The following is a 25,783-nucleotide window of genomic DNA, read 5'->3' as shown; positions in this document are numbered from 1 at the left end:
GCCCTTTTCACAGTTGGGACCGGCGATGGATATATGTTGATTGTTTTAAGGGTTTTATAGTAAGGCCATGCTGCTCCCCGGCAGAATGGCCTTATTGTTTTTGTATATTTGTCTGAATGTACCGAATCATATTCCTATTCCTCCTCCTTACCAAATCCTCTTTTGCCCAGGTACTGGGAGGGAAAGCTACATTTGCATTCTTAGACCTTCCGGTATCTCCGGCGCAAACTTCCCTTGGCAGTATCAATGTAAGCCAGCTTGGAAATGACATTGCACTTTCTACACTGAACCCAGCATTATTACGTCCGGAGATGCATACAAATCTCCAACTCAACTACACCAGCTATTTTGCGGATGTACTGTATGGCCATGCGTTGTTTGGTTATCATTCCGATCGGTTGCAAACCACCTTTGCCGCTGGCATTCAATATATCGACTACGGTTTCATTACACAAACAGATGCTACCGGTAGTATCCAGGGTGCTTTCCGGCCCCGCGATATGGCCATCCAGGTGACTGCCTCCCGTCAGTATTTAGAAAGATGGCACTATGGAGCCACCTTGCAATTCGTACAATCCAGCTACCAGCAATACAATTCCACAGGGCTTGTATTACATTTTGGCCTTACCTACGAAGACACTACCCACCATTGGCAGGCAGGGCTTCTGGCAAAAAATATGGGGGTACAGCTTAGCACTTATACCCCCGGTAACCAGGAGCCTTTACCATTTGATTTACAGGTAGGTATCTCAAAAAAGCTGAATCAGCTTCCATTACAGTTATCCGCCACGCTCCATCACATTTATCAATACGACGTGCGTTATGCAGATCCCGGATTCCAGGAAAGCAGCTTAATCACCAACGGCGATACGGTAAAAACAAGTGGACAGGCAGTAGATAAAATATTCAGGCATTTTGTACTGGCTGCACATTGGGAAATAGGGCGTTTTGTGACGCTGACAGCGGGGTATAATCATTTGCGCAGGCAGGAATTATCAGATCCTCAGTTAAGGGGTTTGAGTGGGTTTTCGGCAGGGGTAGGAGTGGTGACGAGAAAGATCCAGCTTCGTTATGCGAGGGCCTGGTATCAGCGCAGTGCTGCGCTGAACCAGTTCGGAATAAATTTGCCCCTGAAGGAATGGAGTTATTAATTACTCGGTCACCTTCAGTTGTCGCTTATACAATTGAATCGTGTTTTCCAGCCCCAGGTACAGCGCATCACATACTAATGCGTGACCGATGGATACTTCTTTCAGCTGTGGAATATGCAGCTTGAAAAAGCGCAGGTTGTCCAGGTTTAAATCGTGACCTGCGTTGATATCCAACCCGATAGCGGTAGCAGCACGGGCAGTATTCTTATAATCGTTCAGGAGTTGAAAGTTCTGTTGTTGTGTCCTTGCATTGGTAAATTCCTCTGCATAAGGACCGGTATACAATTCAATCCTGTCAGCACCGGCAGTTTTAGCCGCTTCTACTTTTTCAGGTTCTGCATTCAGGAAGATAGACACCCTGATACCAGCAGTTTTGAACGTACCGATCACTTCTTTCAGAAATGACTGGTTAGCAATAGTATCCCATCCGGTATTGGAGGTAATGGCATGTGGGGGATCTGGTACCAGTGTAACCTGTTCTGGTTTTACCGACAGGACCAGGTCGATAAATTCTTTCGAAGGATAGCCTTCGATATTGAATTCTGTAGTGACTAACGGCTTCAGGTCCAGTACGTCCTGATAACGGATATGACGCTCATCTGGTCTTGGGTGAACGGTGATACCGTCGGCTCCAAAACGTTCACAATCCTGTGCTACTTTCAATATATCCGGGAGGTTACCGCCTCTGGCATTGCGCAGGGTGGCAAACTTGTTAATATTTACGCTCAATTTTGTCATATAACAAAAGTAACTTTTAAGCCACTAAAAACAAAAAGGGGCTACCACTACTGGCAGCCCCTTTTTTTGTGCGCTAAAAACGCTATTAATATCTGTAATAATCAGGCTTATAAGGACCTTCTGCAGGAATGCTCAGATATTCAGACTGGGTTGGAGTCAGTATATCCAGTTCCACACCGATTTTCTTCAGGTGCAGACGGGCAACTTTCTCATCCAGGTGCTTAGGCAGTACGTAAACTTTGTTCTCATAATTTTCAGTATGTAACCACAGTTCCAGCTGAGCCAGTACCTGGTTGGTGAAGGAGTTACTCATCACGAAAGATGGGTGACCAGTAGCACAACCCAGGTTTACCAGGCGACCTTCAGCCAGCAGGATGATGTCTTTACCATCGATAGTATATTTATCTACCTGTGGTTTGATTTCAACCTTGGTATTACCGTAGTTCTTGTTCAACCATGCAACGTCGATTTCGATATCGAAGTGACCAATGTTGGACACGATACATTTATCTTTCATCAGTTTGAAGTGCTCGCCAGTGATGATATCGCGGCAACCGGTAGTGGTTACGATGATATCAGCTTCTTTTACAGCATCAGACATTTTCTTTACTTCGTAACCTTCCATAGCAGCCTGCAGCGCACAGATAGGATCGATTTCAGTAACGATCACACGTGCACCAGCTCCTTTCAGAGACTCAGCAGAACCTTTACCTACGTCACCAAAACCAGCTACAACAGCTACTTTACCGGCAATCATTACGTCAGTAGCACGACGAATCGCATCTACGCAGGATTCGCGGCAACCGTACTTGTTATCAAATTTAGATTTGGTAACAGAGTCATTGATATTGATAGCAGGAATAGGCAAAGTACCTTTCTGCATACGCTCGTATAAACGGTGTACACCAGTAGTAGTCTCTTCGCTCAGCCCTTTCACGTGCTGGATCAGTTCAGTGTATTTGTCAAACACCATGTTTGTCAGGTCACCACCGTCATCCAGGATCATGTTCAGCGGACGGTCAGCACCACCGAAGAACAGGGTCTGTTCGATACACCAGTCAAAATCCTGTTCGTTCAGACCTTTCCATGCAAATACAGGTACACCTGCAGCAGCAACAGCGGCAGCAGCGTGATCCTGGGTAGAAAAGATATTACAGGAACTCCAGCGTACTTCCGCACCCAGGTGTACCAGGGTTTCGATCAGCACAGCTGTCTGGATGGTCATATGTAAGCAACCAGCAATACGCGCACCTTGCAGTGGCTTGCTGTTACCATATTCTTCTCTCAGCGACATCAGACCTGGCATCTCAGCTTCCGCCAGCTCGATTTCTTTACGTCCCCACTCTGCCAGAGACATATCCTTTACTTTATAAGGAAGAGCAAAGTCAATGTTAGATTTAGCTATTGTAGACATTATTACTTGTTTTGTGCAAATCTAAATTTATTTTATGGGTAAAAACAATGCATTTGTTCTTTTTTTATTGTGGAAAACAGAACAAGCGTTTTTTTGAAACAGAATATTAGCCCCCGTTAAAATACCACCGGTTTTGCCTTAAAATAATGGAATGTGGATAAATATGTGAATTCACAATAACATGATCCTGAATCAGGAGAGATACTTATCCCCATTTATTGGGTCAACATATTAACAATTAATATAAAATATTTTGTCTAAATATGGAATATTGAATATGTTTGTATTTCGATATATTATGGTTATCTTATTGCGCAGTGTGATGTACAGTGAATGATTGATTAATTGCCTTTCGTGAATCAGCATCGTGTCCCAATCCCTCATTCCTACAATACTGTTGCAGGTAACGTTTTCATTACCATGCCTTTTTGCATTTTCGTGAAGGCTTTTAGCCATTTCTCTAATGGTTGAAACATGGCTGACTAAAGAAATTAGATGGATTATAGAACTTTACACGCTTTACTATGTTCAAGCTTCCCAATTCTGTGAAAAGGAATGCAACTGCCACACCCCGGAAAGTGTCACATACACTTAAAAGGATGTTCTTTGCAGTACTTTTGTTATTGATATGCAGTCAGAGTCAGGTTATCGCGCAGACTGTAAAGGCTACTATCAATCCTACAGGGGGTGCCAGCGGCTCTAAAGACCTGAAGATCGATATCTATACCGATGGTAGCATCGTGGTGACCCGCAATGGTCTTACGGAAAGCTACAACCGGGCAGATAGTTCTCTGGGTATGAGGGCTTTTTTCGATTTTAAGAACCTGTCACATATGACAGACGAAACCACCCCAAAGGCTCCTGCCAGTTGTTATGTCTCTCCTATATCTGGTACTGGTTCTTACGCCGATCCTTATAAAATTCATGTAGTAGGTACTATCCTAGATCCATATTACAAGTATCCAACCGGACAAACGGGTACAGTGACCTGTATTATTACTTATGTAAAGAATACCAGTTACTTCTTCCTGGATTATGTTATGCACATGCCTCAGGTAAGTACGAACGACTATACCAGCGTTTTGTTCTATCTGTCAGAGCAGGTGGTAATGGGGCCAAATGCGACTGCCGATCCGGATGAAGCCAGTAAATGTGGATATGGATTTATCAATAGTGATACAACTACCATTGGTATGTACAGAGATGCTGCCTGCTCTGAAACAGCAGAATCTCCCCGTAGCCATGTGTATCGCATGTACAGGAAATTCAAATCCTGGGAAGCATCCATTCCTGAAAACAGGTTCTACCTGGATGATGATGGATTATATCCGCACAACGTAATTGCTGATGGCGTGGATGGTCGTGGTCGTTCTATGGGTATCATGCGTACTATGCCGATCTACGACAACAACTTTACCGCTACTCCTGTGAACTACAGGACTTTCCGTGTATTATCCGGTTATGGTACAACCAAGACGGAGTTCGATACAGTAGCAGCGATGGTCGATTCCATACCTGTCACGGGATGGGGCAATGTGTCGGTACAGTTTTCGAGTGCTACCCTATCTACCAATGAAGGTAGTGCAGCGCAGGGAGAGCATATTGATTCAAGCGTAACGTTAAAAGTGTCCGGTGGCAAACTCAATGCCCCGGTTTATGTTTTATTACAGTACGACTCAACTTATAGTTACACACATCCGGCCGTAAGAGGTACCGACTTTACCCTGGCAGAACAGGGTGCACTGATTCCTGCAGGTGACTATACGACTGCCAAAACCGTAAAGATCCCTAACCTTCATATCATCGGCAACGACCAGTTGCAATACAGTCGTACCCTTCGCCTCAAACTGACGGCGACCTGTACGGACCTGATCTCCATATCCGGTACATCACAGTGTGATTTCACCATTGTAGATGATGAAGCCCGTGGTATGACCCTCACCATGGATAGCACTGCTATCCTGGAAGGTAATGCTACAAAAGCAAGATTGAAACTGACCTCTACTTCTCCTGAAGATGTAGTGGTAAGTTTCTCTACACATACTTCTTCTACCGCAGGTGATACCGATTATGTAGTACCTACTTCCATCACTATCCCTGCAAACAGTACATACAGTTCTGACTTTACCATCTCTGCCAAATCCGATAAAGTGTTGGAAAATACAGAGAACCTGGTATTGCAGTTCAAGGGCACCATATTAGGTATTGACGTGACAGGCCAGCAAAATTTGACTATCAACGATAGTACATACTATAATGCTGCATATGCGAAAATCGTTTCGAGCCTGGTTAATCCAACTTCAGTCAATCCGATGACGGAAGGTTATGAAGGCTATGTGCGGTTCCAGCTCCCTGACGGCGTAAGTACCGAAGTCCCCATCACGGTCAACGTAGATCTTAATTATAGTAAATCAACTGCCACTGATGGAGATGACTTTGACTTCTGGTATTATAATGGTCCGGTAACAATTCCAAAACTGGGTACAGGTGCGAACATCTATATCATAGCTTACGCTGATGGTTTACTGGAAGGTCCTACACCAGAATACCTGATCCTGGATGTTACTTCAGTAGATAATGTAGGTGCGGGTCGTTCTTATCCTTATAAAGGTGATACCCTTAAAATTAAGGATGCGGATTACGATTCAGCTATGGCACTGATCATGACACCTGCTCCGGCTACATTGCTGGAAGGTGCTACCAGTACAGTGACAGTAACGTTGCCAAATGGACTGAAGGCAGCATCTGCCATGAGCATTCCTATCGCAAGAGGTGTTTCATCTAAAGCAATTGCTTCCGATGCGACATTGTCGCTCAGTACTATCACCATCGCTAAGAATAAAACAAATGCCACTTTCACAGTAAAAGCGGTGAAAGACAGCTTGCTGGAAAATGACGAATCATATTATGTAGTCGCTTCTCCATCAGGTTATATCAAAGACTCCTGTCTGATCACGATCAAGGATACTACCGGATTGATCTCCGGCAATAAGGTGCTGAACCTGACTATGACAACACCTTCTCTCAAAGAAGGAAATAGTTCCAACCTCACCCTGGCATTTGCAAAGAGTGGTATCATGGCAGGCGATTCACTGGCGATAGTGCTCACACCTGGTGGTACGACCGTAGCTTCTCCATCTGATTATTATATCGGTGCTGGCAATACGATTTACATGCCACCAAATGTCAATAGCAAAACGGTGACAAATGGCTTTAGCGCACTGACAGATAATATTCTGGAGAATACCGAAGCATTTACTTTCAATGCAGCTACTACTACAATTTCAGGATTAACGATCAATTCCATCTCCGGCTCTATACAGGATGCTACCAGCGACAATGCTGCCAACAGAATTGTGTCTATCACACCGAGTGCAACGACGATGGAAGAAGGTCGTGCATACACCTATACATTCAGTCTGCCTTCAGGTATCACCACCGAAGTGCCGATTACAATTACACCAACGATTGTAACTGGTTCTACTGCTGATGCATCTGACTTCACACTGGATTCAACTACGATCACACTCGATGCCACGCATCCTTCTTCGAATGTAACTGCGATCAAAATCATTCAGGATAATATCCTGGAAAGCGATGAGCAATTGATTTTGGGTGGTACAGCTGCAACGACACTGTCTGCAGGTGTTACCGTTAATCAGGCAGCAAGCGTCACCATCAAGGATGTAACTGAATTAGGTAGCCTTGTCATCACTACAGATCGTACGGATATAGTAGAAGGTGGTACGGGTGCATACATCACGATCTCCTTACCAGGTGGCAATGTACCTACAGCACCGTTGACAATCTCCCTGAGCCGTGGCAATAGTTCACAGGCTAGCAGCGGATACGCCGGACTGCCACAGACAGTGACGCTGACAACCAATTCAGTGACAATTCCTGTTCCTGTATCAGCACTGACTGATAATATAATAGGAGACAATGAATCATTGGTAGTATTGATCGAAGCAGCAGGTTACCCAAGTGATTCTGTGACATTGAATATGATAGACGCAACTGCTGATGATCCTGCAAATATGAAAATTACCTTCACACCAGAACCTGCATCACAGGGTAGTCATGTGGAAGAAGGTAGTACATATACAGTAAGAGCCAGCTTCCCTGATGGTATCAAATTGTATTCACCAGTGTCTCTGAATGTAACAGCAAGCAATCTCTCCGTAGCAAGTGCCAGCGATTACGCAGGTGTACCAACTACAGTAACGATTGATACTTCTGGTCATGTTGATTTCGTCATCACTGCAAAAGCAGATAATATCATCGAAGGTTCTGAACTGCTGAGAATATTAGGGAACACACCTGATATGAGCACCGTAACTGTAGACAGTCTGGATATTTACATTGACGATGTAAGCACCAGCACACAGCTGCAGATGATCATCGATTCAAGCAGCATTCACAAAGGCAACACTACCAAAGTAACCATCGGTTTTGCAAACAGTAGTGTAACTTCAGCGAGCGATATCATCATCACAGTAGTAGCAGATGAATCATCTACTGCCGATACAACAAATTATACAGGTCTGCCAAGGTTCGTGACACTGCCGAAAGACAGTAACTATGTCACCTTATTCCTGAACATACCTAACAATTATAAAATAGAAGGTCCAACCGTATTACAGTTCAAAGACAGTGCAACCGGATACACATTTGCATCCATCGCACCGCTCAATATTCTGGATGCGGAAGGTCAGCCAATCACACTTGAGAAAGTAACCGATGCCGCAGAACCAGCTACAGACGGTGCATTCAAAGTCGTGATGCCAGCTGTATCAACTACAGATGTAAGTGTAACGCTGACCACTACCTACGCTGGTACCAATATCAAGAATGTGCAAACGACCGTTACGATTCCTGCAGGCAGCCTTGAAGTAACAGTACCGGTATATATCATAGACGACATTATCCTGCAGGGTAACCTGGTACTCCAGGTAAATCTGACAGGTGCTACAACGGTACAAAGTGGTGCAACGAAGAGTCTGTATGTAAGCACCTCTACCATGTACATGAACGTATTTGATGATGAAAGCAGTGATACCGGTGAACAGGCAGAGGCACGTACTATGTTGATCGAACGTATGGCCGATGCTTATCAGCCATCAACAAGTGGGCAGTTCCGTGTCAGGTTCAACGACTCTACACTGGTAGCTACACAGGATGTAAAAGTGACTTACAATGTGGGAGGTACAGCAGTAGCAGGTACTGATTACGTAGCACTGAGTGGTAGTGTGACGATCCCTGCCGGTTCCAGCATGGCGACATTCAATGTTGTGCCTTCCGGTTTGTTGACAGCAGGTAGTGTCAAATATGTCACTGCTGCATTGGCTGGTGTGACCTCCAACATTCCGTTGGTAACCTGGCCGCTGAGCACCAGTGCTTCTATTTCAACAGTATTTATTTATAACAATAACGTAGATACACCTTCAGTAAACCTGTTTGCATCTACCAGTACGATTGCGGAAGGCGACTCTGTGAAATTCTACTTAAGAACTACGAAGTCTATCAACCTGGATCTACCTATTACAGTAGCAGTAACGAGCGATGTTTATAGAACGACGACCATCCATGGAGGAACAACATCTGGGAACAAAGTAGTCGTAACATTGCCTGCGGGTTCACAGGAAACATCCTTTACCGTGGTAGTAGACGACAACCAACTGAATGATGATGATGGATGGGTACAGGCAACCATACAGGCATACGATCCGTTGAGCAGCGGTCCTGCTTACTATGTAGGTCTGGCAAATGAAGTAAAGAACTCTGTAACAGATAATGACACACTGAAAATATCATTTAGCAAGAGTCAGTTCTCCGTTGTAGTACCTTTTGATACAACAGGTGTACCACTGCCGTTCGAACTGTCTATGACCCGCGCCAGCTCTCGTATTATCACCATCTACTATGAGTTCTACGAACCAGGGAAAAGTGAACTGCTGAGTGGTACAAGTGTGGCAGTTGCAGGTAAGGATTACGATGCATCAGTAACACCATTGCTCATTATGCCAAATACAAATTCTACCTCAATTCCGGTATTGGTAAATAGTGTGGAAAAGAACAAAATGTTTGGTATGCGTTTGCTCAGAGCGACAGTAACTTCTATGCAGAACTTACCAACCCTCGATTCAGTGAGCACAGCTACAGGTCTGATTGAAATCTGTATGGATTGTGATTCAGATGGTGATGGTGTACCTGATTATGTAGAGCGTTTTATCACCGATGGCAGATGGCAGGACAACAATAACGGTAATCTGCGCGTACATCCTTCAATGTCTCCAAACGGCGATGGATTGGGCAACGACGTGATGTACATTGAAAATATTGATTCCTATACTGATAATGAAGTAACAGTATTCAATCGTTGGGGTGGTACTGTATTTACAACGAAAGGCTATAATAACAGTTCAAACAATTTCAACGGAAAGGCGAATACAGGAAGTGCAAAAAATCAGGATGTTCCGGATGGTTCTTATTTCTTCATTATCCATGCAACAGATGCGTCAGGTAAAAAGATTAAATACACCGGATTCCTTGTCATAAAGAGATCATAAGAAAACCAGCGAATGGAGGCAGCTGCCTCCATTCGCTGTAATCCGTATATATGAAGAAAGTAATAATTACCCTGTTTGTCCTATTTGCTTGCTACCTGCCTTCAAAGGCACAACAGGATCCTATCTATTCCCAGTATATGTTCAATGGCCTGGCCATCAATCCTGCCTATGCAAGCATGGATGAGTCAGCCCGACTTACAGTAGATGGCCGTAATCAATGGGTGGGAGTAGACGGAGCCCCCAAAACTGCTACATTTTCATTTTATTCACCACTTAATGAAAGGGGAACTACACTTGGATTATCTGCCATGAGGGAGAGTATCACAGTAGATACCCGTACAGATTTAAATATTTTTGCATCACAGAAAGTTGACCTTACAGAAGAGCTACATCTTGCGATGGGATTGATAGTAGGAATGTCGCAGTATAAGGAGAATAATAGTACACTGACTACTACAGATCCTACATTTGCCAGCAACCTGAGTTACATGAAAACAAATGTTGGCTTCGGATTTGCGTTGTTTACAGAGAAGTTTTACTTAGGTTTGGGTGCGCCTATGTTCAAGAGTTTTGACATTGGAAAAAGTGTAAACAGGATTGTGACGAAACCACACTATTACATGCAGGCAGCCTATGTATTTGATATCAATGAGGATCTGAAATTCAAGCCTACATTGCTGTTGAGAGATGTGAAGGGATCAGGATTGAATTACGATTTCAATGCCAGTGTACTCTTAAAAGAGCTGGTATGGCTGGGAGCTTCGTGGAGATCAGAGAAGACAGTCACTGGAATGGTAGGTGTTAGATTGACACCACAATTAGAAATGGGATATTCATACGATACACCTACAAATTCAAATCTCAAAGGCGCACAATCAGTATCACATGAGCTGATGATTAGCTATAGATTTGGATGGAGTAGCGATCACGAGATTTTGCCCCGACTTTTTTAGTCTAATAACCGAAACACCCTACGGGGTCATCAGTTCCCGCACCAAAAGTGCGGGAATTTTATTTTTCTATCTGCTTGATTTCTAGTTGATAATGAAGAGCTGGAAAAAAATAAAAAAAATAAATCCAAAGGAAATCCGTGTTTAAACATTTATCGTATGTATTTTCATAGCGGTGCAAAGCCAGTAACCTATAAGCTGGAAAACACCAAAAGATTTTAATTAGAAAAGTTGTGTCTTTTAATGGTTAACTTGGGAAACAGCCTGGTATTTTTACCAGGCTGGATTTTTTATAGCACTTTCCTCATCACGAAGTCATTCATCCAGTATCCATTTCCAATATCTATATCTTTCTCTTCGTATACTTCAAACCCGGTTTTCTCGTAGAAATAACGGGCCTTGTTATACTTATTTACATTCAGTTCCAGTATGTGTGCACCTGTTGCTTTCACTGTATCGATCACGGTGTTAAGCAGGAATTTGCCGGCGCCTTTTCCCTGGTAGTCAGGGTGTAGGTATATTTTGTTCAGCTTGTACACACCAGGCTCTTCTTTCGGGCTATAGCCTGCAAAACCAATGGTCCTTTCTCCATCCCATATCAGCAGAAAGGTATGATCGGAAGTGAGTTGTCTGGTCAGTTCTTCCGTATTATACATCAAGGCTATCATATAGTCCAGTTGTGCCTGGGGAAGGATAGACAGGTAGGTAGCTGGCCAGATCTGGTTGGTCAGTTCCTGTATAATGGGAATTTCCTGCGTGGTAGCATGCGTGATCTGATACATCATTTATTTTTTATCTCCTCAATCACCTGCAACAGTCTTGCTTTAGGAGTAAAGCCACTGGCTACCAGGTATAACTGTTCGTCTTTTTCAAGAATAGCAGCTGGAAAACCGGTGATTCCCCATTGCTGTACGATATTAAACTCCTGGTTGGTAGCGTATTTGTTATCATCTTCCTTCATGTTGTTCAGGAAGGCCTGCACCGGAATATTGTATTTCTCCAGAATGGGAATGTAGGTATCGTTATTATTAAGGCTCTTGCCTTCAAAGTTGAGTGCTACCTGCATATCATGAGCAAAGTTCACGGCATTTTCCGGTTGGTATTGCTTGAATATGGTCAGTGCGATACTGGGCTTTTCAGAGTCCATGATATCGTCTGAGCGCAGGTATTCGTTCAGGAAAGGATCACCAAAGGTAATGCCGGTGGTAGCTTCGACCTGTTTGTGTGCTTCCTTGATGTAGTTGTACATTGCGGAGGCAGGGCGGCGGTTGGCACTTAATAACATGCCGCCAGACAGTATCTCTACCGATATCTCTCCTTTAAATTGCTCCTGGATCTCCTGGATCACGGGCGTAAAGCCATAACACCATCCACAGATGGGATCATAGATATAGATAAGTTTCATTGTTCGTTATTTTTTCCTGTTGTGGATATAGTTTTCTAAAGCTTCTTTTGAATAGCTACTCAGGTTACCATCGGCAGTCAGAGCTCCTTTGCGGGCGGCTAAAGTTCCGTAGTAAACATCTTTATAACCGGCTATACTGTGGGCATCGGGATCGATGGAGAGCAGTACGCCTTTTTCGCGTGCATAAGGTATCCATTCCCAGTCGATGTCGAGTCGGCGGGGATGTGCATTCAGTTCAATGACAACATTGTGCTCGGCACAGGCTTCTATGATACGGCGGTGATCTACAGGATAACCGTTACGGCTCAGCAGGAGTCGTCCGGTCATGTGGCCTAAGATAGTGGTATATGGATTTTCAATTGCTTTCAGTAGTCTGCTCATTGCTTTCTCTTCACTCATTTTGAGATTGGAGTGAACAGAAGCGATAACGAGGTCGAAGGAAGCCAGAATTTCGTCCGGATAATCCAGGTTGCCATCGTTGAGAATATCAGCTTCAATGCTTTTGAAAATGCGGAAAGGTGCGAGTTGTTGATTGAGTGCATCGATCTGTGCATGTTGTTCAGCAATGCGCTCAATACTAAGTCCGTTAGCATAAAATGCAGAACGGGAGTGGTCGCTGATCACGAGGTATTCAAAGCCCTGTGCTTTGGCGGCGAGGGCCATTTCTTCGAGGGTATATTGACCATCGCTCCAGGTACTGTGTGAGTGGATGATGCCTTTGATATCCAGTGGTGTGATCAGGTGAGGGAGCTGCTGTACTTCCAGCATACTGCCGTCGTTGCGGAGGCAGGGTGGGAGGTAGGGCAGGTTGGCCTGTGAGAAGATTTGTTCTTCTGTAGCACCGGGTGTAAGGCCGGCAGCGCCGCCAGCGGCAAAAAAGCTTTCGATGAAAGCGGGAGTGGCGGTAGTAAGAAAAAGTGATTTACCAAAATCGTCGATGGCAGATGGATAGATCCTCACTTTTACCTTTTGCGCATGTTGAAACAGCAGGGAGTGAGGTGTTTCTTCTATGAAGGTGAGGCTTAATTTTTCTCTGATGATTTCAGGTGCGGCGTCTACAACCAGTTCTATTTCATCGATGATGATTTCGTTTCTTCTAACTTGTCCGGTGAGGGAAACGGCGGCTGGTGCAAACAGTGTTTGTATTTCTTTTTCCAGTTCATTGGCGAGGGTTTCCACTTCGGCGAAGAGGTAACGGTCGCGGTTACTGAAATAAAATTCGATGCTTTGTTTTACGCTGTCCTGCGTTTTCTGGCCGAAGCCTTTCAGGAGCATGAGGCGGTTTTCGTTGCAGGCGTAGAGAAGTTCGCCGAGGGATTCTACTTCCAGGTCTTTCCAGATAGAAGCGATTTTTTTAGGTCCCAGGCCTTTGATCTTCATCATTTCGAGAATGCCGGATGGAGTTTTGTCGATATAGGTATCGAGTAGGCTCCATTGTTCGGTTTGCAGCATTTCCTGGATGCTTTTGCTGATGGATTCGCCGAATCCTTTGATTTTGGCGATCTCCTCAGTGTGCATTTCCTGTAGGGGAGTGGTGAGTTTTTCTACAGTGAATGCTGCATTGGCGAACGACTTTGCTTTGAAGCTGTTTTCACCGTGGATGTCCATGAGTTTGGACAGCAACGAGAAGTTGTCTGCGATAGTGCTGTTATCCGGCATAATTTGATTTGAACTGCGAATTTCGGTTTTTAAAGATGGAATTTCAACGGCAAAAAATAAAAGATCTTTCATTAAAAAGATTTTAAATCCCTCTACCTTACTGCAGCAAGCCAATTCAAACTCCTATAAAAACACGAAAGGTCCTGGTTATTCACCAGAACCTTTATTTCACAGTGTGTAAAATCGTAATTATGCTTCAGTTGAAGGAGCATCAGTCTGTGGAGCTGGAGCAACCACTTTCTTCTTAGCAGCAACCTTCTTCTTAGGAGCAGCTTTCTTAGCAGCAGCTTTCTTAGCAGCAGCTTTTTTAGGAGCAGCTTTCTTAGCAGCAGCTTTTTTAGGAGCAGCTTTTTTAGCGGTTGCTTTCTTAGCAGCAGCTTTTTTAGGAGCAGCTTTCTTAGCGGTTGCTTTCTTAGCAGCAGCCTTTTTAGGAGCAGCTTTTTTAGCCGCTTTTTTAATTGTTGCCATTGTTTTTTGAATTTTGGGTTAGTAATTAAAATTGGGTATTAAAAAAAACTTTATGGCAAACACTGCGCCAAGCTTACGCCTGGGCAGTGGTGTCAAATGATTTTACAGAAACGATGGTTCTGTTCTCGCGTCCTTTTCTGAACTCAACAACACCATCAGCTACCGCAAAAATGGTAAAATCTCTACCAATTCCTACGTTAGGACCTGGATGGTAAACTGTACCGCGCTGACGAACGATGATGTTGCCAGATACAGCAGGTTGACCACCAAATATTTTTACTCCCAGCCTTTTGCTTTGAGAGTCACGGCCATTCTTTACACTACCTTCACCTTTTTTATGTGCCATTTCTATGGAAGTTTAAAACTTTAATTAATTAAGCAATTTCTGAAATACGAATCTTCGTAAAGTGAGTACGGTGTCCAACTTTCTTCCTGAAACCCTTTCTGCGTTTCATTTTAAAAGCAATAACCTTATCTCCCTGAACGTGGCTCAGGATTTCTGCTTTAACTACTGATTTTACATCAGTGCCAACGGTCAGCGCGCCGCCATTATCTATTAACAACACTTCAGAGAACTGCACTTTATCTCCAATATTTCCCTGCAACTGTTGTACAAAGATTTCTTGGTCTTTTTGTACTTTGAATTGCTGACCTGCGATTTTTACAACTGCAAACATAGTGATCCAAAAATAATTTCCTGCAAAAGTAGGATTTGTTTTTAAATTGACAAAGTTTTCTCCATATTTAAAATACGTTTGCCGTCAAAGCATACGTTTTAAAGGAGAATACCATACATTTTCAAAGATACGTAGTTTATTTTAATATAGTTTGTTATTATATGTAAGCTCCACGAACCACTATGCGCAACATTTCCTTAAAAGCCACAATCAGCGCCAATTTAACTAATATGCAAATTGGGCTGACACCAGCAAAAAAACTGCGCACATGCAGTTCATTCCATTCCTTTTATAACAATTTTTATTTTATACATTTGTCCTTTCACATATTCTAAAATAATGGGCATGAAGCTTAAATCACTGCTTGCCAAACCATTTGCTTCCATTGTAGCCAACAGGATCAGGAAGGAGATGCAGAGGGCGGTAGAAGACCAGGAAGCTATCCTGGAGGAGTTGATTAAAACAGGCAGGAAGACCGAATTTGGAAAAGACCACCACTTTGACAATATCCATTCCTATAATGATTTCAGACAGGCAGTGCCTATCAGAGACTATGAACAGTTCAAGCCTTATATAAATAAAATTAAAGAAGGCAAACAGAACATACTCTGGAAAGGCTTGCCCATTTACCTTGCCAAAACATCTGGTACCACCAGTGGGGTAAAGTATATTCCAATCACCAAGGATTCTATCTCTAATCATATTGATACAGCCAGGAATGCGCTGCTTAACTACATGGCAGAAACCGGGCACACTGACTTTGCCGATGGTAAACTCATTTTCCTCTCCGGCTCTCCCGTGCTGGAAAGGGTGGGAGGTACTCCTTATGGCCGCCTCAGTGGTATCGTGAACCACCACGTACCCCGCTACCTGCGTACCAATCAGCTGCCCACTTACGAAACAAACTGTATCGAAGACTGGGAAACCAAGCTGGATAAAATAGTAGACGAAACCATTAATCAGGATATGACCCTCATCTCTGGTATTCCACCATGGATGCAGATGTACTTTGACAGATTGATAGAGCGTAGTGGAAAGCCTGTGGGTGAACTGTTCAAAAACCTCAATGTACTCGTATATGGTGGTGTGAACTTTGAACCTTACCGTGCAAAACTCATGGCATCTGTAGGTCGTCCGATCAATACCATCGAGACTTTCCCGGCATCCGAAGGATTCTTCGCCTTCCAGGATACACAGGAGCACCAAGGTCTTTTGCTCAATACCAACTCTGGTATATTCTACGAATTCATACCTGCTAATGAGATCTTCAACGAGCATCCTACCCGTCTTTCCCTGAAAGAGGTGGAAGTAGGTGTCAACTACGCCCTCGTAGTCAGCACTAACGCAGGTCTCTGGGGATATAACATTGGCGATACAGTGAAGTTTGTATCCACCAATCCTTATCGTTTGCTGGTAACCGGTCGTATTAAACATTTCATTTCAGCTTTCGGTGAACACGTGATTGGCGAAGAAGTTGAGCACAGCCTGATGACAGCAGCGAAGGAAGATAATTTACAGATCACGGAGTTTACCGTAGCACCTATGGTAAGTCCTGAAGCTGGCGAACTACCTTACCATGAATGGTTTGTGGAGTTCGAAAACCCGCCTGCAGACATCAACGCCTTTGCAAAAAGAGTGGATGACAATCTTCGTAAAAAGAATATTTATTACGACGACCTGCTCACCGGCAACATTCTGCAAGCATTAAAGATCAGAACAGTAAAAAAACAGGGTTTTATAGATTATATGAAGTCTGTGGGCAAACTTGGTGGTCAGAACAAGGTGCCCAGACTGAGCAATGACAGAACATTAGCGGACGAGCTGATGAATTATCTGGCATAAAGCAGGACAGATGTCGGACTACCCATGTCCGCATTTCTTGTAATTCCCTTATTATTGCAACAATGAGTAAGAAAAATATAGCCATTTTTGGCTCCACAGGATCAATTGGCATCCAGGCGCTGGAGGTAATAGAGGCGCATCCTGATAAGTTCAGTGTCGAAGTGTTGACCGCTGGTGTCAATGCAGATCTGCTCATAGAACAGGCCCTCAAATTCAGACCTAATGCAGTAGTGATCGCTGATGAATCAAAATACGAAAGCGTAAAGGAAGTACTCTTTGACAAAGGCATCAAGGTATTTGCCGGTGCCAAAGCTATGGTAGAAGTGGCTGCCTGGAGCTCGATCGATATGATGCTGGCTGCCATCATGGGCTTTGCCGGCCTGGCGCCAACTCTGGCTGCCATTGAACAAGGTACCCCCATCGCCCTGGCGAACAAGGAAACCCTTGTCGTAGCCGGTGATATCGTAATGGGTGCTGCCAGAAAAAGGAATGTACCCGTAATACCGGTAGATTCTGAGCACTCAGCAATCTTCCAGTGTATGATGGGCGAGTCTTCGGCCAAAGTGGAAAAGATGATCCTCACCGCTTCAGGTGGTCCTTTCCTGGGTAAAAAAACTAACTTCCTCATCAATGTGAAAAAGGACCATGCCCTCCAGCATCCAAACTGGCGCATGGGACCCAAAATCACTATTGATAGTGCAACCCTCATGAACAAAGGGCTGGAAATGATCGAGGCGCGCTGGCTCTTCAACATTGATCCTGACAGGATCGAGGTGGTGATCCATCCGCAATCCATCATTCACTCCCTGGTACAGTTTGTAGATGGTAGCATGAAAGCCCAGATGGGGCTGCCTGATATGAAACTGCCTATCCAGTTTGCATTGGGATATCCTACAAGATTGGAAAATGACTTCCCCCGTTTCTCATTCAGGAACTATTCCAACCTCACATTCGAACAACCTGATACCAAGACCTTCCGTAACCTGGGTATCGCTATCGAGGCAATGCTGAAGGGGGGTAATGCGGCGTGTGTGATGAATGCGGCAAACGAAGAGGTGGTACATGCGTTCCTGAAGAACCGTATCGGCTTCCTGCAGATGACAGATGTCATAGAAGAAATCATGGGCAAGGTGCCATTCATCGAAAAGCCAACCCTGCATGATTACTATGAAAGTGACCTGGCAGCAAGGGAACACGCGAATAATATGATCAACGCTATCATAATTTAAGAACTTTATAACATAGCATAGCTGCGATATCGCAGTTATACCGGCTATCTTTGCCATTCCCTGTTATAGAGAAAAAACAACATATATTTACTGTCAGACAAAGCATACATGACAACACAAGAAATATTGGTTAAAGCCGCGCAGTTGATACTGTCACTATCTATACTGGTAGTATTGCATGAGCTCGGACATTTTATCCCTGCAAAACTGTTTAAGACGCGCGTAGAGAAATTTTATCTCTTTTTTGACCCCTGGTTTTCATTATTCAAATTCAGGAAAGGTGAGACGGAGTATGGTATAGGCTGGTTGCCATTGGGGGGGTATGTTAAGATCTCCGGAATGGTAGATGAAAGCATGGATCGCGAACAGCTGGCCAAGCCACCGGAGCCATGGGAATTCCGTTCCAAAAAAGCATGGCAGCGCCTCATTATCATGATTGGTGGTGTGACGGTGAACCTGCTATTAGGTTTCCTCATCTATTCCATGATGTTATGGCATTGGGGTGAAACCTACCTGCCTACAGCAAACACCACTTACGGTATTGCTGCCGATTCACTGGCACAGACGATTGGACTGAGAGATGGAGATATGATCGTGAGTGTAGCGAATGAACCTGTGGAAAACTTCAAAGCGATTCCTGGTAAGATTGTACTGCGTGAAGCAAAAACTATCCAGATCTCCCGCGATGGACAGAAAATAGATATCGCCATTCCGGAAGGATTTGTGGGTAAGATGATCAAGCATAAGAATTCTCTCATGGATGTGAGAGTGCCTTTCCTGGTAGATACAGTAGCTGCCAATACACCGGCAGATAGTGCTGGTATCCGTAAGGGCGATCAGATCCTGACATTGAACGGACAGCCTGCTTATTATTATCATGAGTACAAAAAGGAAATAGTAAAGGATGTAAATAAATCCGTACCACTGCAGGTATTGCGTGGTGGAGATACGGTGAACTTAACGGTGCGTGTACCTGAAAAAGCGGTGTTAGGTTTGAATGTGAATATCGAGAAGATGTTTACCTTCTCAATCAAACATTTTACATTCTTTGAAGCGATTCCGGCTGGTTTTGATAAGTGTATCAATACGCTGGTGGGTTATGTGCAGCAGTTGCGTTTGATTTTTGTGTCTAAAGAAGTAAAGGCGAGTGAGTCTTTGGGTGGTTTTATGACGATAGCGAAGTTGTTTCCTGGAGAGTGGGATTGGATGTCATTTTGGGAAATGACGGCGTTGTTGTCTATCATATTGGCGTTTATGAACATTCTGCCGATTCCTGCGTTAGATGGGGGGCATGTGTTATTCCTGATTTATGAGATGGTAACAGGTAGAAAGCCGAGTGAGAAATTCCTGGAGTATGCACAGATCGTGGGGATGGTAATATTGTTTGGGTTGCTGTTGTATGCGAATGGGTTAGATATTTACAGAAGTATATTTGGGAAGTAAGTATAAATTTAAATTTTGAAGAAGGAAGAGGTCGAAAGGCTTCTTCCTTCTTTTTTTATGCGATACTGATTTGAGGTTCTAATTTTAATAATCGTCTATCTAACTCATCCAGACTGTATTCTGTTTTTTCTGACCTTACATCCATCATTTCAAATTTGTGGTCAAATTTGATCTCCATTGAATTCAGTCTTTTTTCGAGTTTTTCTATCCTGTTATAAACGGCCATAAACCGCAGGTCCAGTTTCTGTTCCATTGACCTAAGTGCACCCAGCACTATAGTAAATTGTGAATCCGACATTGTAATCTGTTTAATGGTTTATACCTTCTAATTTACTTAACTTTCCCTGGCCCTCCAAATAATAAACCTCTCAAGATATTGATTACAAGTGTGTTATCGTATTGATTCCCTGCTTCTCATTTTTAGCCTGCTGCAGGTATTCATCATTAGTATTGGCTTTTGTCAAAGATAAAAGAGCATTTCTCTATTTTATTTATATCTAAATATCCCCTATCTTTGTTAGCTGCGAAAGCAAATCTGGGGCTGCCCGGTTTTGACAGCATAGGTCTTTGAAAGTGTAAGCATGTCGTGCGTTGGATAATTAGCACGTAAATCTGAATACCCAAACTTCAAAAGGCGAATCTAACTACGCCATGGCTGCCTAATCAGAGATTAGACACCCATTATAGCCGCCGCGAGCTGGCCGTCTACTCCAGCTGCCGCCGCCGAATCATAAACATGTAGAATAGGTACTCATGGTTTCTGTGAGTGAGTGCTGAAACAACAACGGATAAGGACAAGGTTGGTTAGTTATGCCCCTGCCGTGTCTCGAAAAAACAATGCATAAATAAACATGTAGAAGCCTTTTGGGGGATGTGTTTGGACGCGGGTTCGACTCCCGCCAGCTCCACCTCACGGTACATTTGATTTTTTTGATCGAATGTACCGTTTTTATTTTCACTGGAATCTGCTTGTAGACTGCTTATCAGCGTTAGCACCTCATTAGTTTTCGTGTTTGGACAACTGCTCCCATTAAAAATGAACTTTTCAGGGTATGTCGAAACAATAATCCTCCTTTTAGTCGCAATTGTCCCATGTTTGTATAAAAAGTACAAATTCGTCATGTTATTAAGTAAAGAATCTAACATTTTGTCAATTCCTGTATGGGATGTTTGGACTTCTGTAAAGTGACCTTCCAACAGAGTAATTTTTTTTACTTCAATCGTCTTTTATTGCCTTAAAATCTTCTGTCTCTAAGTGCCCCCTCGATTAATAAATCTCTTGCTTTTGCTATTTTGTCAGTTAAGTATTTGATTTCGTCTAACAGTTGCTGTCTGGTATTTTAGCACCTTTTGATTTGAGGTGCACAAGTAAAACCGGACAGTTAATTTGCTTAGCTTTACCAAGCAAAGACAACGGGAAAATACAAAAAGAGTCGTAGGAAATATGATGCTACCTTCAAGGAAGAAGTTATATTGACTCAAATTACTCATCGGCCCTTTATATGCAAAGAAAAGGGCCAACCTTTTTGGTCCGCCCTAGTATTTTATTTTTGTGGTCCGCTTTTTAATAAGCAGTTTATGTCTTTAATCATCTGCTCTATATCTAATTGAAGGGTACCATTGTAAATACCTCTTATCCGCTTTTTTTTGTCAACCAGTATGATATGTTCAGTGTGTAAAAACTCAGTGCTGTCTCTAGTAAATCCAAGGTCTTCTTCGGCAAAGTAAGACTTCCTTGCTAAGGTGTATATTTCTCCTTTATCACCGGTTAGAAGGTGCCAATTGTTTGAATGTATCCCCTGGTTGTCTGCAAATTCTTTTAACCGGCCTATACTGTCTATCCAGGGGGTTACACTGTAGGATAAAATAACAACATCCGGATTGTCCAGGAAGGCTGACTGAACAAGTTTCAGATGCCTGGTCATTAACGGGCAGATGCTGCCACAGCTTGTAAAAATAAAATTGGCTATATGGATCTTTCCTTCAATATCCTTTTCAGTTATCTTTTTCCCATGTTGGTCGGTGAAGGCGAACGGAGCAATGCTGTGATTGATCTTTTGGTCCGCTTCGCTTGCTAAAGAAAAGAACTGGGGTGTAAAGTCAGGTGTATTGTAATAAGGCACCCCAGCTGATTCATTCCTGCGGCTGCAAGACGAAATAATTGTCAGCAAAAGCAACAGGCTACCTTTTAAAAACACTATCCGAAACATTGACGCAGCTTTTAGTCCCCAACAATCCATATCTTTTTCCGTTATGTACAATGTAATTGCTTCTTATTTTACCGTTATCATAAAATTGTTTCTGCGCGCCTTCCTCGTAGCCGTTGTGGTAATTCATCTCCCGGACTAACAATCCGTCACGATTCCATTCCCGGCAGGTTCCTTCGTATTCGCCGTCTTTAAAAAAATATTGAAGCTGTTTTTTCCCAGACTCCCAATAAGCAATAAACTCGCCGCTCTTTTTCCCATCAATAAATCCCCTTTGCTCATTTAATCTCCCGTTTGGGAAAATTTTTTTCCAGACACCCTCTTCTTTTCCATTGATAAAACTTTCAATCCATGCCGTATCACCTGTGCCGGGATAAAGCATATAAACCGTTCCGGAAAAAGGTTCATTCCCCCACCAGGCAACTCCATTTCTCATGACAAACCTAACATCCTTGGCGTTGATAATTCGTTTTACTATTTCCTTTTGCGACTGTTGTGTACAATGAGCAAAATGATAAAGAAGGACCAGCCATAACAATTTATTTTGAAGCCGTGCCGGGTGTGCCATAAAATCCACTGCCATTTATATAAGGATCTGTATTGGTTACGTGATAATGATAAATTCCATTGGGGTATTCAGCCGTAGCCGCTGTATGTCCATGATAGGCATCTAACGACGATTCTGAAACGGCGCTTCCGTTTTCTTCGGGGCCATAAACCGGAAAACCGTCAAGTAAAAAGCCTAATAACGAGGAGCGGGATAATTTTACCTGCGTTAAATATTTTGGTTCAACATGATAATGATAATCACCACTCTGTGCAGGATGTCCCCAATACTGGTCAAAACTTTTTGCTTCTGTCTGGGTAAGCGGCTCACTGGGCCCCGCATATTGATTGTAAAACGGAACACCATTTACTGAAACTCCTATCGGTCCCAACGGTGTTGCTGAATGGGAAGAGGCTTCTTTCGGATTAACTGGAATTTTAAATGTATAATTTTGGGAAATTATGCTATTGGGATTTTTTTCAAATGAATAATCACTCCAGGTGGTTCCAGAAAAATTTTCATACAGGCTGCTAGTGATAGGGTAATAAATACTTTTATGATCGGGAGTACCGGTGGTTTTAATGATAATATATGTACCGTCAGAAGTGATACTGGTGGCACCATAAATGTTTTTATACACGTCAGGAACAGTATTGCTGTCGCTACTGCTGTCGCTATCTTTTTTGGAACAGGCAAATGACATAAATAAAAAGAATGCACCAATAAGTGCAAATGTGCTTGTTGATTTCATATTTCAGGCTTATTATTACAATACATCCTTATACGTCATTCCTTTATCAATCCTTCGGCGGTGGCGGAATTATTTTTCCAGGCCGGAACAATTTTGCAAAATCTCTTGAAAGTAGTTTGAAATAGGGTAGTTGTTCGGGCCGGCATAGTTTTTTTATTTCAACAAGATGTTCATAGTGTGTTGATTCAACCTGTTGCTGAAGTTCTCCCAGCCTTACCATCAGGGAATCCCTTTGCCATATTGATACTTCTGCAAGGGAAGAATACAGGTAATTCTTTGCTTGCCTGATCTGATCGTCCAACTCGCCGATCCGTTTTCTATGGGCCGCTATCAGCATTTCATACTGAGCCACCTGCCCATTGTCGAAATGCAGCCGTTCGATAATGATCCTTTTGGGACCATCCCGGTGGAAGTTTCTTTCTGGTTCATCCATCGGGTAGGGTCTGGTAAAAAAAAGAAAAGCAAGCGTTCCTAGGTTTAATACCAGCAGGCCAACTACCCCAATGCTTAGTAATTTTATTTTACTCATCGTAAAATTCATTTGTAGTGGATAATTTCATACTGCTTGCCACTTGTTCCATACTACTCCTATTGTTCTGTCCCTTTGATCTTATAAGTATAGTAATATTCAGCAGAATGATTAAGACGGATAACAGCGCAAACGTTAATCGCCACTTTATTGGAGCAACCATTTCTGTCCCCTGCTCCATTTTATGGAGGATGCGGTTGTATAAGAAAGGCGGGGCCTCCACCTGCCTTATTTTTTTCAGTTTGTCCAGTTTGTTTTCAATATTCATGGTTAGTTAATTAAATGATACGACAAAATCATTTTGATCCTTCTCCCTTCTTCAACTTTTTTTCAAGGTTTTGCCTGGCACGTTGAAGCAGCGACTCCACGGCTTTTACACTTATATTCATAATTTCGGCCACTTCCTGCTGCGGCTTGTCCTCAATACGGGCAAGGATCAATGCAGTCTTCTGTTTGTCGGGCAGTTTGTTCACCAGGCTTAAAAGTTGTTGCAATTCATCTTTGTCTTCCGCTGCTATGCCTGGATGTACGGAATGGATCGCCTCATTCAATGGTTTAGCTGATTCGTTGCCTACAAGAGAAATGATAAATCCCAATCGTTTTTTGGCTTTACGGCTGCGGAGAAAATCAAGACACTGGTTAACGGTGATGCGGTATATCCATGTTTTCAGGCTGGCAATCTCCGGGTTATGCGACTGATAATTTTTGTAGATCTTAATAAAAACATCCTGTGTAATATCCTGTGCATCTTCATGACAGGATACATAATGAAGAACCAGGTTGTAAACCATGCTAATATATTCATTATATATCCGGCTGAAAGTACTGTTATCCATTGTAGGAACCATTAAACCTGTTTGAAGTTATAGTCCCCCAATGCCCGGACCGGCGCATGTTTCATGGTCGCCAATATGTATCGAAGGTAAAATTCAGCTGGAACTTTAATGTATTTTGGCATTATAATCAAGGTGTTTACACAAATAATTTAAAAACATGAATTGATGGTACTGACTCATTTTCATTTTTACTTAGCCTGCCTCAGAACCACCACCAGCAATGGTGGGCGGGAAAAGATCAACCGCCGAAGGCGTAAGATCAATATTGAGTGAGTACCAGATTTATAATATTTCAAACGCTACTTTAAGAATTAGGTTAAACCCCGAAAACTTATACTTACTATTAATGCCAATAAACGACCTTTTGATCACCTTATAGATAAACCATTCACATTCGTAGTTTTAAAATGCTATTGTGTATATTTATAAGTATAAAGCTCAATTAAAACCGCCTTCATTGATAGCCGAGATATTTAACCAGCTTATTAATTTATTTTGGACAACCCTTTGTTTTGTACCCTAAGAACATGTTTAAATTTCTGAACGACTCATTTTAGAAGAATATTTATGAATGCTACCTGAATGAACGCTGCAGAAGATTCAGGTAGCCTCTCATGATCTTACCTAGCCTTCAGAAAAAATTTAGCCAGGAAAAGGATTATTCGACCTGCCACCTACCTTTTTGGGTAATAAAACCCTTTACGGATGGTGGTTTCTGGGTAATTTCAATGTTCCATTTATAATATTTTTCAACTGTATTCCTTAAAAATCATTTAATCCATCGGGCCATACCACACCACCGTCCGCTTCCCATATGCATCCTTAAACACCGCTTTCACCTCTGCCAATAACTTCTTCGCTTCCACATCCTGTATTCCTGCCACCACTATATAATATCCGCCTGAAAGATGCTTATACGCATTTGAATATTCCACTGATATATAATCATCATTGTCGGCATTCCCATCTCCCCTCGCCGGATAATAAGGGAAATCTTTCTCATCACTTCCTCCCGTCTTACACGCTGCTTCACTCAGCGTTAATCCTGTCTTCGCATTCGGACTCAACTCCCGCAAATCCAATTTCTTCCCTAGCTTCTTTGCCGCATCTTTCGCCGCCGTCAATGCCTCCTCATAGCTTTTAGTGCTTCTTACAATAATGATCTGCTTGGGAACCTCTGACATCCATTTTTTCTGTGCAAAACCATTCAGCGAACAAATAAAAATCAATAAAATCGAAAGGGTCGTTTTCATTACAAAATGTGGGTTTTAATATCTGTGAAAATACAATACAAAATTTACCGGGCTGTACTATTTTGAACAAAAAAACAGGAATCAGTCCTAAAATACACAGCTTTTTTCTTAACTT

22 protein-coding genes and 1 other RNA gene are annotated in these 25,783 nt (G+C 42.9%); 7 read left to right on the top strand and 16 right to left on the bottom strand.

From position 1 onward, the window contains the following. Positions 1 to 116 precede the first annotated feature (116 nt). Positions 117 to 1,151, top strand: a complete 1,035-nt coding sequence (gene porQ, locus BW716_RS02485) for a type IX secretion system protein PorQ (protein ID WP_083720607.1) — start codon at positions 117 to 119, stop codon at positions 1,149 to 1,151. Here the strand turns inward: porQ and BW716_RS02480 are convergent, their stop codons facing one another. Both BW716_RS02480 and ahcY read right to left on the bottom strand, forming a co-directional pair. After that, on the bottom strand, positions 1,152 to 1,889 hold the full coding sequence (locus BW716_RS02480; protein WP_083720605.1) for a pyridoxine 5'-phosphate synthase: 738 nt from the start codon (positions 1,887 to 1,889) through the stop codon (positions 1,152 to 1,154). Positions 1,890 to 1,974: 85 nt separating this feature from the next. Further along, on the bottom strand, positions 1,975 to 3,303 hold the full coding sequence (ahcY, locus tag BW716_RS02475) for an adenosylhomocysteinase (RefSeq protein WP_083720603.1): 1,329 nt from the start codon (positions 3,301 to 3,303) through the stop codon (positions 1,975 to 1,977). Positions 3,304 to 3,827: 524 nt separating this feature from the next. Here ahcY and BW716_RS02470 point away from each other — a divergent pair. Both BW716_RS02470 and BW716_RS02465 read left to right on the top strand, forming a co-directional pair. Then, the gene (locus tag BW716_RS02470) at positions 3,828 to 9,872 is read left to right on the top strand and encodes a Calx-beta domain-containing protein (protein ID WP_083720601.1); all 6,045 of its coding nucleotides are present in this window, start codon (positions 3,828 to 3,830) and stop codon (positions 9,870 to 9,872) included. Positions 9,873 to 9,922: 50 nt separating this feature from the next. Then, positions 9,923 to 10,825 (top strand): type IX secretion system membrane protein PorP/SprF, encoded by a 903-nt coding sequence (locus BW716_RS02465; protein ID WP_083720599.1) that lies wholly within the window; start codon positions 9,923 to 9,925, stop codon positions 10,823 to 10,825. A 287-nt stretch (positions 10,826 to 11,112) separates the two neighbouring features. Here the strand turns inward: BW716_RS02465 and BW716_RS02460 are convergent, their stop codons facing one another. From BW716_RS02460 to rplU, 6 genes are all read right to left on the bottom strand, one after another. Beyond that, positions 11,113 to 11,607, bottom strand: a complete 495-nt coding sequence (locus tag BW716_RS02460) for a GNAT family N-acetyltransferase (protein ID WP_083720597.1) — start codon at positions 11,605 to 11,607, stop codon at positions 11,113 to 11,115. Next, a complete protein-coding gene (locus BW716_RS02455) occupies positions 11,604 to 12,227 on the bottom strand; it encodes a DsbA family protein (protein ID WP_083720595.1) in 624 nt (207 codons plus the stop codon). The genes BW716_RS02460 and BW716_RS02455 overlap by 4 nt, the downstream gene beginning before the upstream one ends. A gap of 6 nt (positions 12,228 to 12,233) precedes the next feature. Continuing rightward, complete coding sequence (locus BW716_RS02450) at positions 12,234 to 13,886, bottom strand: DNA polymerase/3'-5' exonuclease PolX (protein ID WP_083720809.1); 1,653 nt, start codon at positions 13,884 to 13,886, stop codon at positions 12,234 to 12,236. 189 nt (positions 13,887 to 14,075) lie between these two features. Continuing rightward, complete coding sequence (locus tag BW716_RS02445) at positions 14,076 to 14,354, bottom strand: hypothetical protein (RefSeq protein ID WP_083720593.1); 279 nt, start codon at positions 14,352 to 14,354, stop codon at positions 14,076 to 14,078. Between the two features lie 73 nt (positions 14,355 to 14,427). After that, positions 14,428 to 14,700, bottom strand: a complete 273-nt coding sequence (gene rpmA / locus BW716_RS02440; protein WP_083720590.1) for a 50S ribosomal protein L27 — start codon at positions 14,698 to 14,700, stop codon at positions 14,428 to 14,430. A gap of 28 nt (positions 14,701 to 14,728) precedes the next feature. Continuing rightward, entirely contained in the window at positions 14,729 to 15,031 is a 303-nt protein-coding gene (gene rplU, locus BW716_RS02435) for a 50S ribosomal protein L21 (protein WP_072359712.1), read from the bottom strand. Between the two features lie 345 nt (positions 15,032 to 15,376). Between rplU and BW716_RS02430 the strand changes: the two genes are divergently transcribed. The 3 genes from BW716_RS02430 (at position 15,377) to rseP (ending at position 19,545) form a co-directional block, all read left to right on the top strand. Further along, positions 15,377 to 16,873, top strand: a complete 1,497-nt coding sequence (locus BW716_RS02430; RefSeq protein ID WP_083720807.1) for a GH3 auxin-responsive promoter family protein — start codon at positions 15,377 to 15,379, stop codon at positions 16,871 to 16,873. 62 nt (positions 16,874 to 16,935) lie between these two features. Then, entirely contained in the window at positions 16,936 to 18,102 is a 1,167-nt protein-coding gene (locus BW716_RS02425; RefSeq protein ID WP_083720588.1) for a 1-deoxy-D-xylulose-5-phosphate reductoisomerase, read from the top strand. 108 nt (positions 18,103 to 18,210) lie between these two features. After that, on the top strand, positions 18,211 to 19,545 hold the full coding sequence (gene rseP, locus BW716_RS02420) for an RIP metalloprotease RseP (protein ID WP_083720586.1): 1,335 nt from the start codon (positions 18,211 to 18,213) through the stop codon (positions 19,543 to 19,545). Between the two features lie 55 nt (positions 19,546 to 19,600). Here the strand turns inward: rseP and BW716_RS02415 are convergent, their stop codons facing one another. Continuing rightward, a complete protein-coding gene (locus BW716_RS02415; RefSeq protein WP_143708695.1) occupies positions 19,601 to 19,843 on the bottom strand; it encodes a hypothetical protein in 243 nt (80 codons plus the stop codon). Between the two features lie 239 nt (positions 19,844 to 20,082). Between BW716_RS02415 and ssrA the strand changes: the two genes are divergently transcribed. Next, positions 20,083 to 20,456: a transfer-messenger RNA gene (gene ssrA, locus BW716_RS02410) on the top strand. Positions 20,457 to 21,089: 633 nt separating this feature from the next. Here the strand turns inward: ssrA and BW716_RS02405 are convergent. From BW716_RS02405 to BW716_RS02375, 7 genes are all read right to left on the bottom strand, one after another. Beyond that, positions 21,090 to 21,755, bottom strand: coding sequence for an SCO family protein (locus BW716_RS02405; RefSeq protein WP_083720581.1), 666 nt, complete (start codon positions 21,753 to 21,755; stop codon positions 21,090 to 21,092). Further along, complete coding sequence (locus tag BW716_RS02400; RefSeq protein WP_220388704.1) at positions 21,727 to 22,320, bottom strand: toxin-antitoxin system YwqK family antitoxin; 594 nt, start codon at positions 22,318 to 22,320, stop codon at positions 21,727 to 21,729. The genes BW716_RS02405 and BW716_RS02400 overlap by 29 nt, the downstream gene beginning before the upstream one ends. Then, on the bottom strand, positions 22,292 to 22,939 hold the full coding sequence (locus BW716_RS02395; RefSeq protein WP_220388703.1) for a YHYH protein: 648 nt from the start codon (positions 22,937 to 22,939) through the stop codon (positions 22,292 to 22,294). The genes BW716_RS02400 and BW716_RS02395 overlap by 29 nt, the downstream gene beginning before the upstream one ends. A gap of 157 nt (positions 22,940 to 23,096) precedes the next feature. Next, positions 23,097 to 23,579: a periplasmic heavy metal sensor gene (locus BW716_RS02390; protein ID WP_083720576.1), complete on the bottom strand. Its 483-nt coding sequence runs from the start codon at positions 23,577 to 23,579 to the stop codon at positions 23,097 to 23,099. After that, positions 23,572 to 23,847 (bottom strand): hypothetical protein, encoded by a 276-nt coding sequence (locus tag BW716_RS36615; RefSeq protein ID WP_083720574.1) that lies wholly within the window; start codon positions 23,845 to 23,847, stop codon positions 23,572 to 23,574. Before BW716_RS36615 ends, BW716_RS02390 begins: the two co-directional genes overlap by 8 nt. A gap of 28 nt (positions 23,848 to 23,875) precedes the next feature. Continuing rightward, on the bottom strand, positions 23,876 to 24,415 hold the full coding sequence (locus BW716_RS02380) for an RNA polymerase sigma factor (RefSeq protein WP_179090972.1): 540 nt from the start codon (positions 24,413 to 24,415) through the stop codon (positions 23,876 to 23,878). Between the two features lie 773 nt (positions 24,416 to 25,188). Next, on the bottom strand, positions 25,189 to 25,668 hold the full coding sequence (locus BW716_RS02375; RefSeq protein ID WP_083720570.1) for a hypothetical protein: 480 nt from the start codon (positions 25,666 to 25,668) through the stop codon (positions 25,189 to 25,191). Positions 25,669 to 25,783: the final 115 nt, after the last annotated feature.

This window comes from [Flexibacter] sp. ATCC 35208, assembly GCF_001975825.1.
Lineage (GTDB): Bacteria > Bacteroidota > Bacteroidia > Chitinophagales > Chitinophagaceae > Chitinophaga.
The sequence above is the reverse complement of the archived record's forward strand: the minus strand, read 5'-3'. Positions and strand labels throughout refer to the sequence as shown.

Excerpts from the sequence above, each read along its gene's own strand:
- rpmA (WP_083720590.1), bottom strand. The coding sequence starts at position 14,700 with ATGGCACATAAAAAAGGTGAAGGTAGTGTAAAGAATGGCCGTGACTCT.
- BW716_RS02445 (WP_083720593.1), bottom strand. The coding sequence starts at position 14,354 with ATGGCAACAATTAAAAAAGCGGCTAAAAAAGCTGCTCCTAAAAAGGCT.
- BW716_RS02425 (WP_083720588.1), top strand. The coding sequence starts at position 16,936 with ATGAGTAAGAAAAATATAGCCATTTTTGGCTCCACAGGATCAATTGGC.
- ahcY (WP_083720603.1), bottom strand. The coding sequence starts at position 3,303 with ATGTCTACAATAGCTAAATCTAACATTGACTTTGCTCTTCCTTATAAA.
- rseP (WP_083720586.1), top strand. The coding sequence starts at position 18,211 with ATGACAACACAAGAAATATTGGTTAAAGCCGCGCAGTTGATACTGTCA.
- BW716_RS02390 (WP_083720576.1), bottom strand. The coding sequence starts at position 23,579 with ATGAGTAAAATAAAATTACTAAGCATTGGGGTAGTTGGCCTGCTGGTA.
- BW716_RS02450 (WP_083720809.1), bottom strand. The coding sequence starts at position 13,886 with ATGCCGGATAACAGCACTATCGCAGACAACTTCTCGTTGCTGTCCAAA.
- porQ (WP_083720607.1), top strand. The coding sequence starts at position 117 with ATGTACCGAATCATATTCCTATTCCTCCTCCTTACCAAATCCTCTTTT.
- rplU (WP_072359712.1), bottom strand. The coding sequence starts at position 15,031 with ATGTTTGCAGTTGTAAAAATCGCAGGTCAGCAATTCAAAGTACAAAAA.
- BW716_RS36615 (WP_083720574.1), bottom strand. The coding sequence starts at position 23,847 with ATGAATATTGAAAACAAACTGGACAAACTGAAAAAAATAAGGCAGGTG.
- BW716_RS02470 (WP_083720601.1), top strand. The coding sequence starts at position 3,828 with ATGTTCAAGCTTCCCAATTCTGTGAAAAGGAATGCAACTGCCACACCC.
- BW716_RS02415 (WP_143708695.1), bottom strand. The coding sequence starts at position 19,843 with ATGTCGGATTCACAATTTACTATAGTGCTGGGTGCACTTAGGTCAATG.
- BW716_RS02455 (WP_083720595.1), bottom strand. The coding sequence starts at position 12,227 with ATGAAACTTATCTATATCTATGATCCCATCTGTGGATGGTGTTATGGC.
- BW716_RS02480 (WP_083720605.1), bottom strand. The coding sequence starts at position 1,889 with ATGACAAAATTGAGCGTAAATATTAACAAGTTTGCCACCCTGCGCAAT.
- BW716_RS02405 (WP_083720581.1), bottom strand. The coding sequence starts at position 21,755 with ATGTTTCGGATAGTGTTTTTAAAAGGTAGCCTGTTGCTTTTGCTGACA.
- BW716_RS02465 (WP_083720599.1), top strand. The coding sequence starts at position 9,923 with ATGAAGAAAGTAATAATTACCCTGTTTGTCCTATTTGCTTGCTACCTG.
- BW716_RS02430 (WP_083720807.1), top strand. The coding sequence starts at position 15,377 with ATGAAGCTTAAATCACTGCTTGCCAAACCATTTGCTTCCATTGTAGCC.
- BW716_RS02460 (WP_083720597.1), bottom strand. The coding sequence starts at position 11,607 with ATGATGTATCAGATCACGCATGCTACCACGCAGGAAATTCCCATTATA.
- BW716_RS02375 (WP_083720570.1), bottom strand. The coding sequence starts at position 25,668 with ATGAAAACGACCCTTTCGATTTTATTGATTTTTATTTGTTCGCTGAAT.
- BW716_RS02380 (WP_179090972.1), bottom strand. The coding sequence starts at position 24,415 with ATGGATAACAGTACTTTCAGCCGGATATATAATGAATATATTAGCATG.
- BW716_RS02400 (WP_220388704.1), bottom strand. The coding sequence starts at position 22,320 with ATGGCACACCCGGCACGGCTTCAAAATAAATTGTTATGGCTGGTCCTT.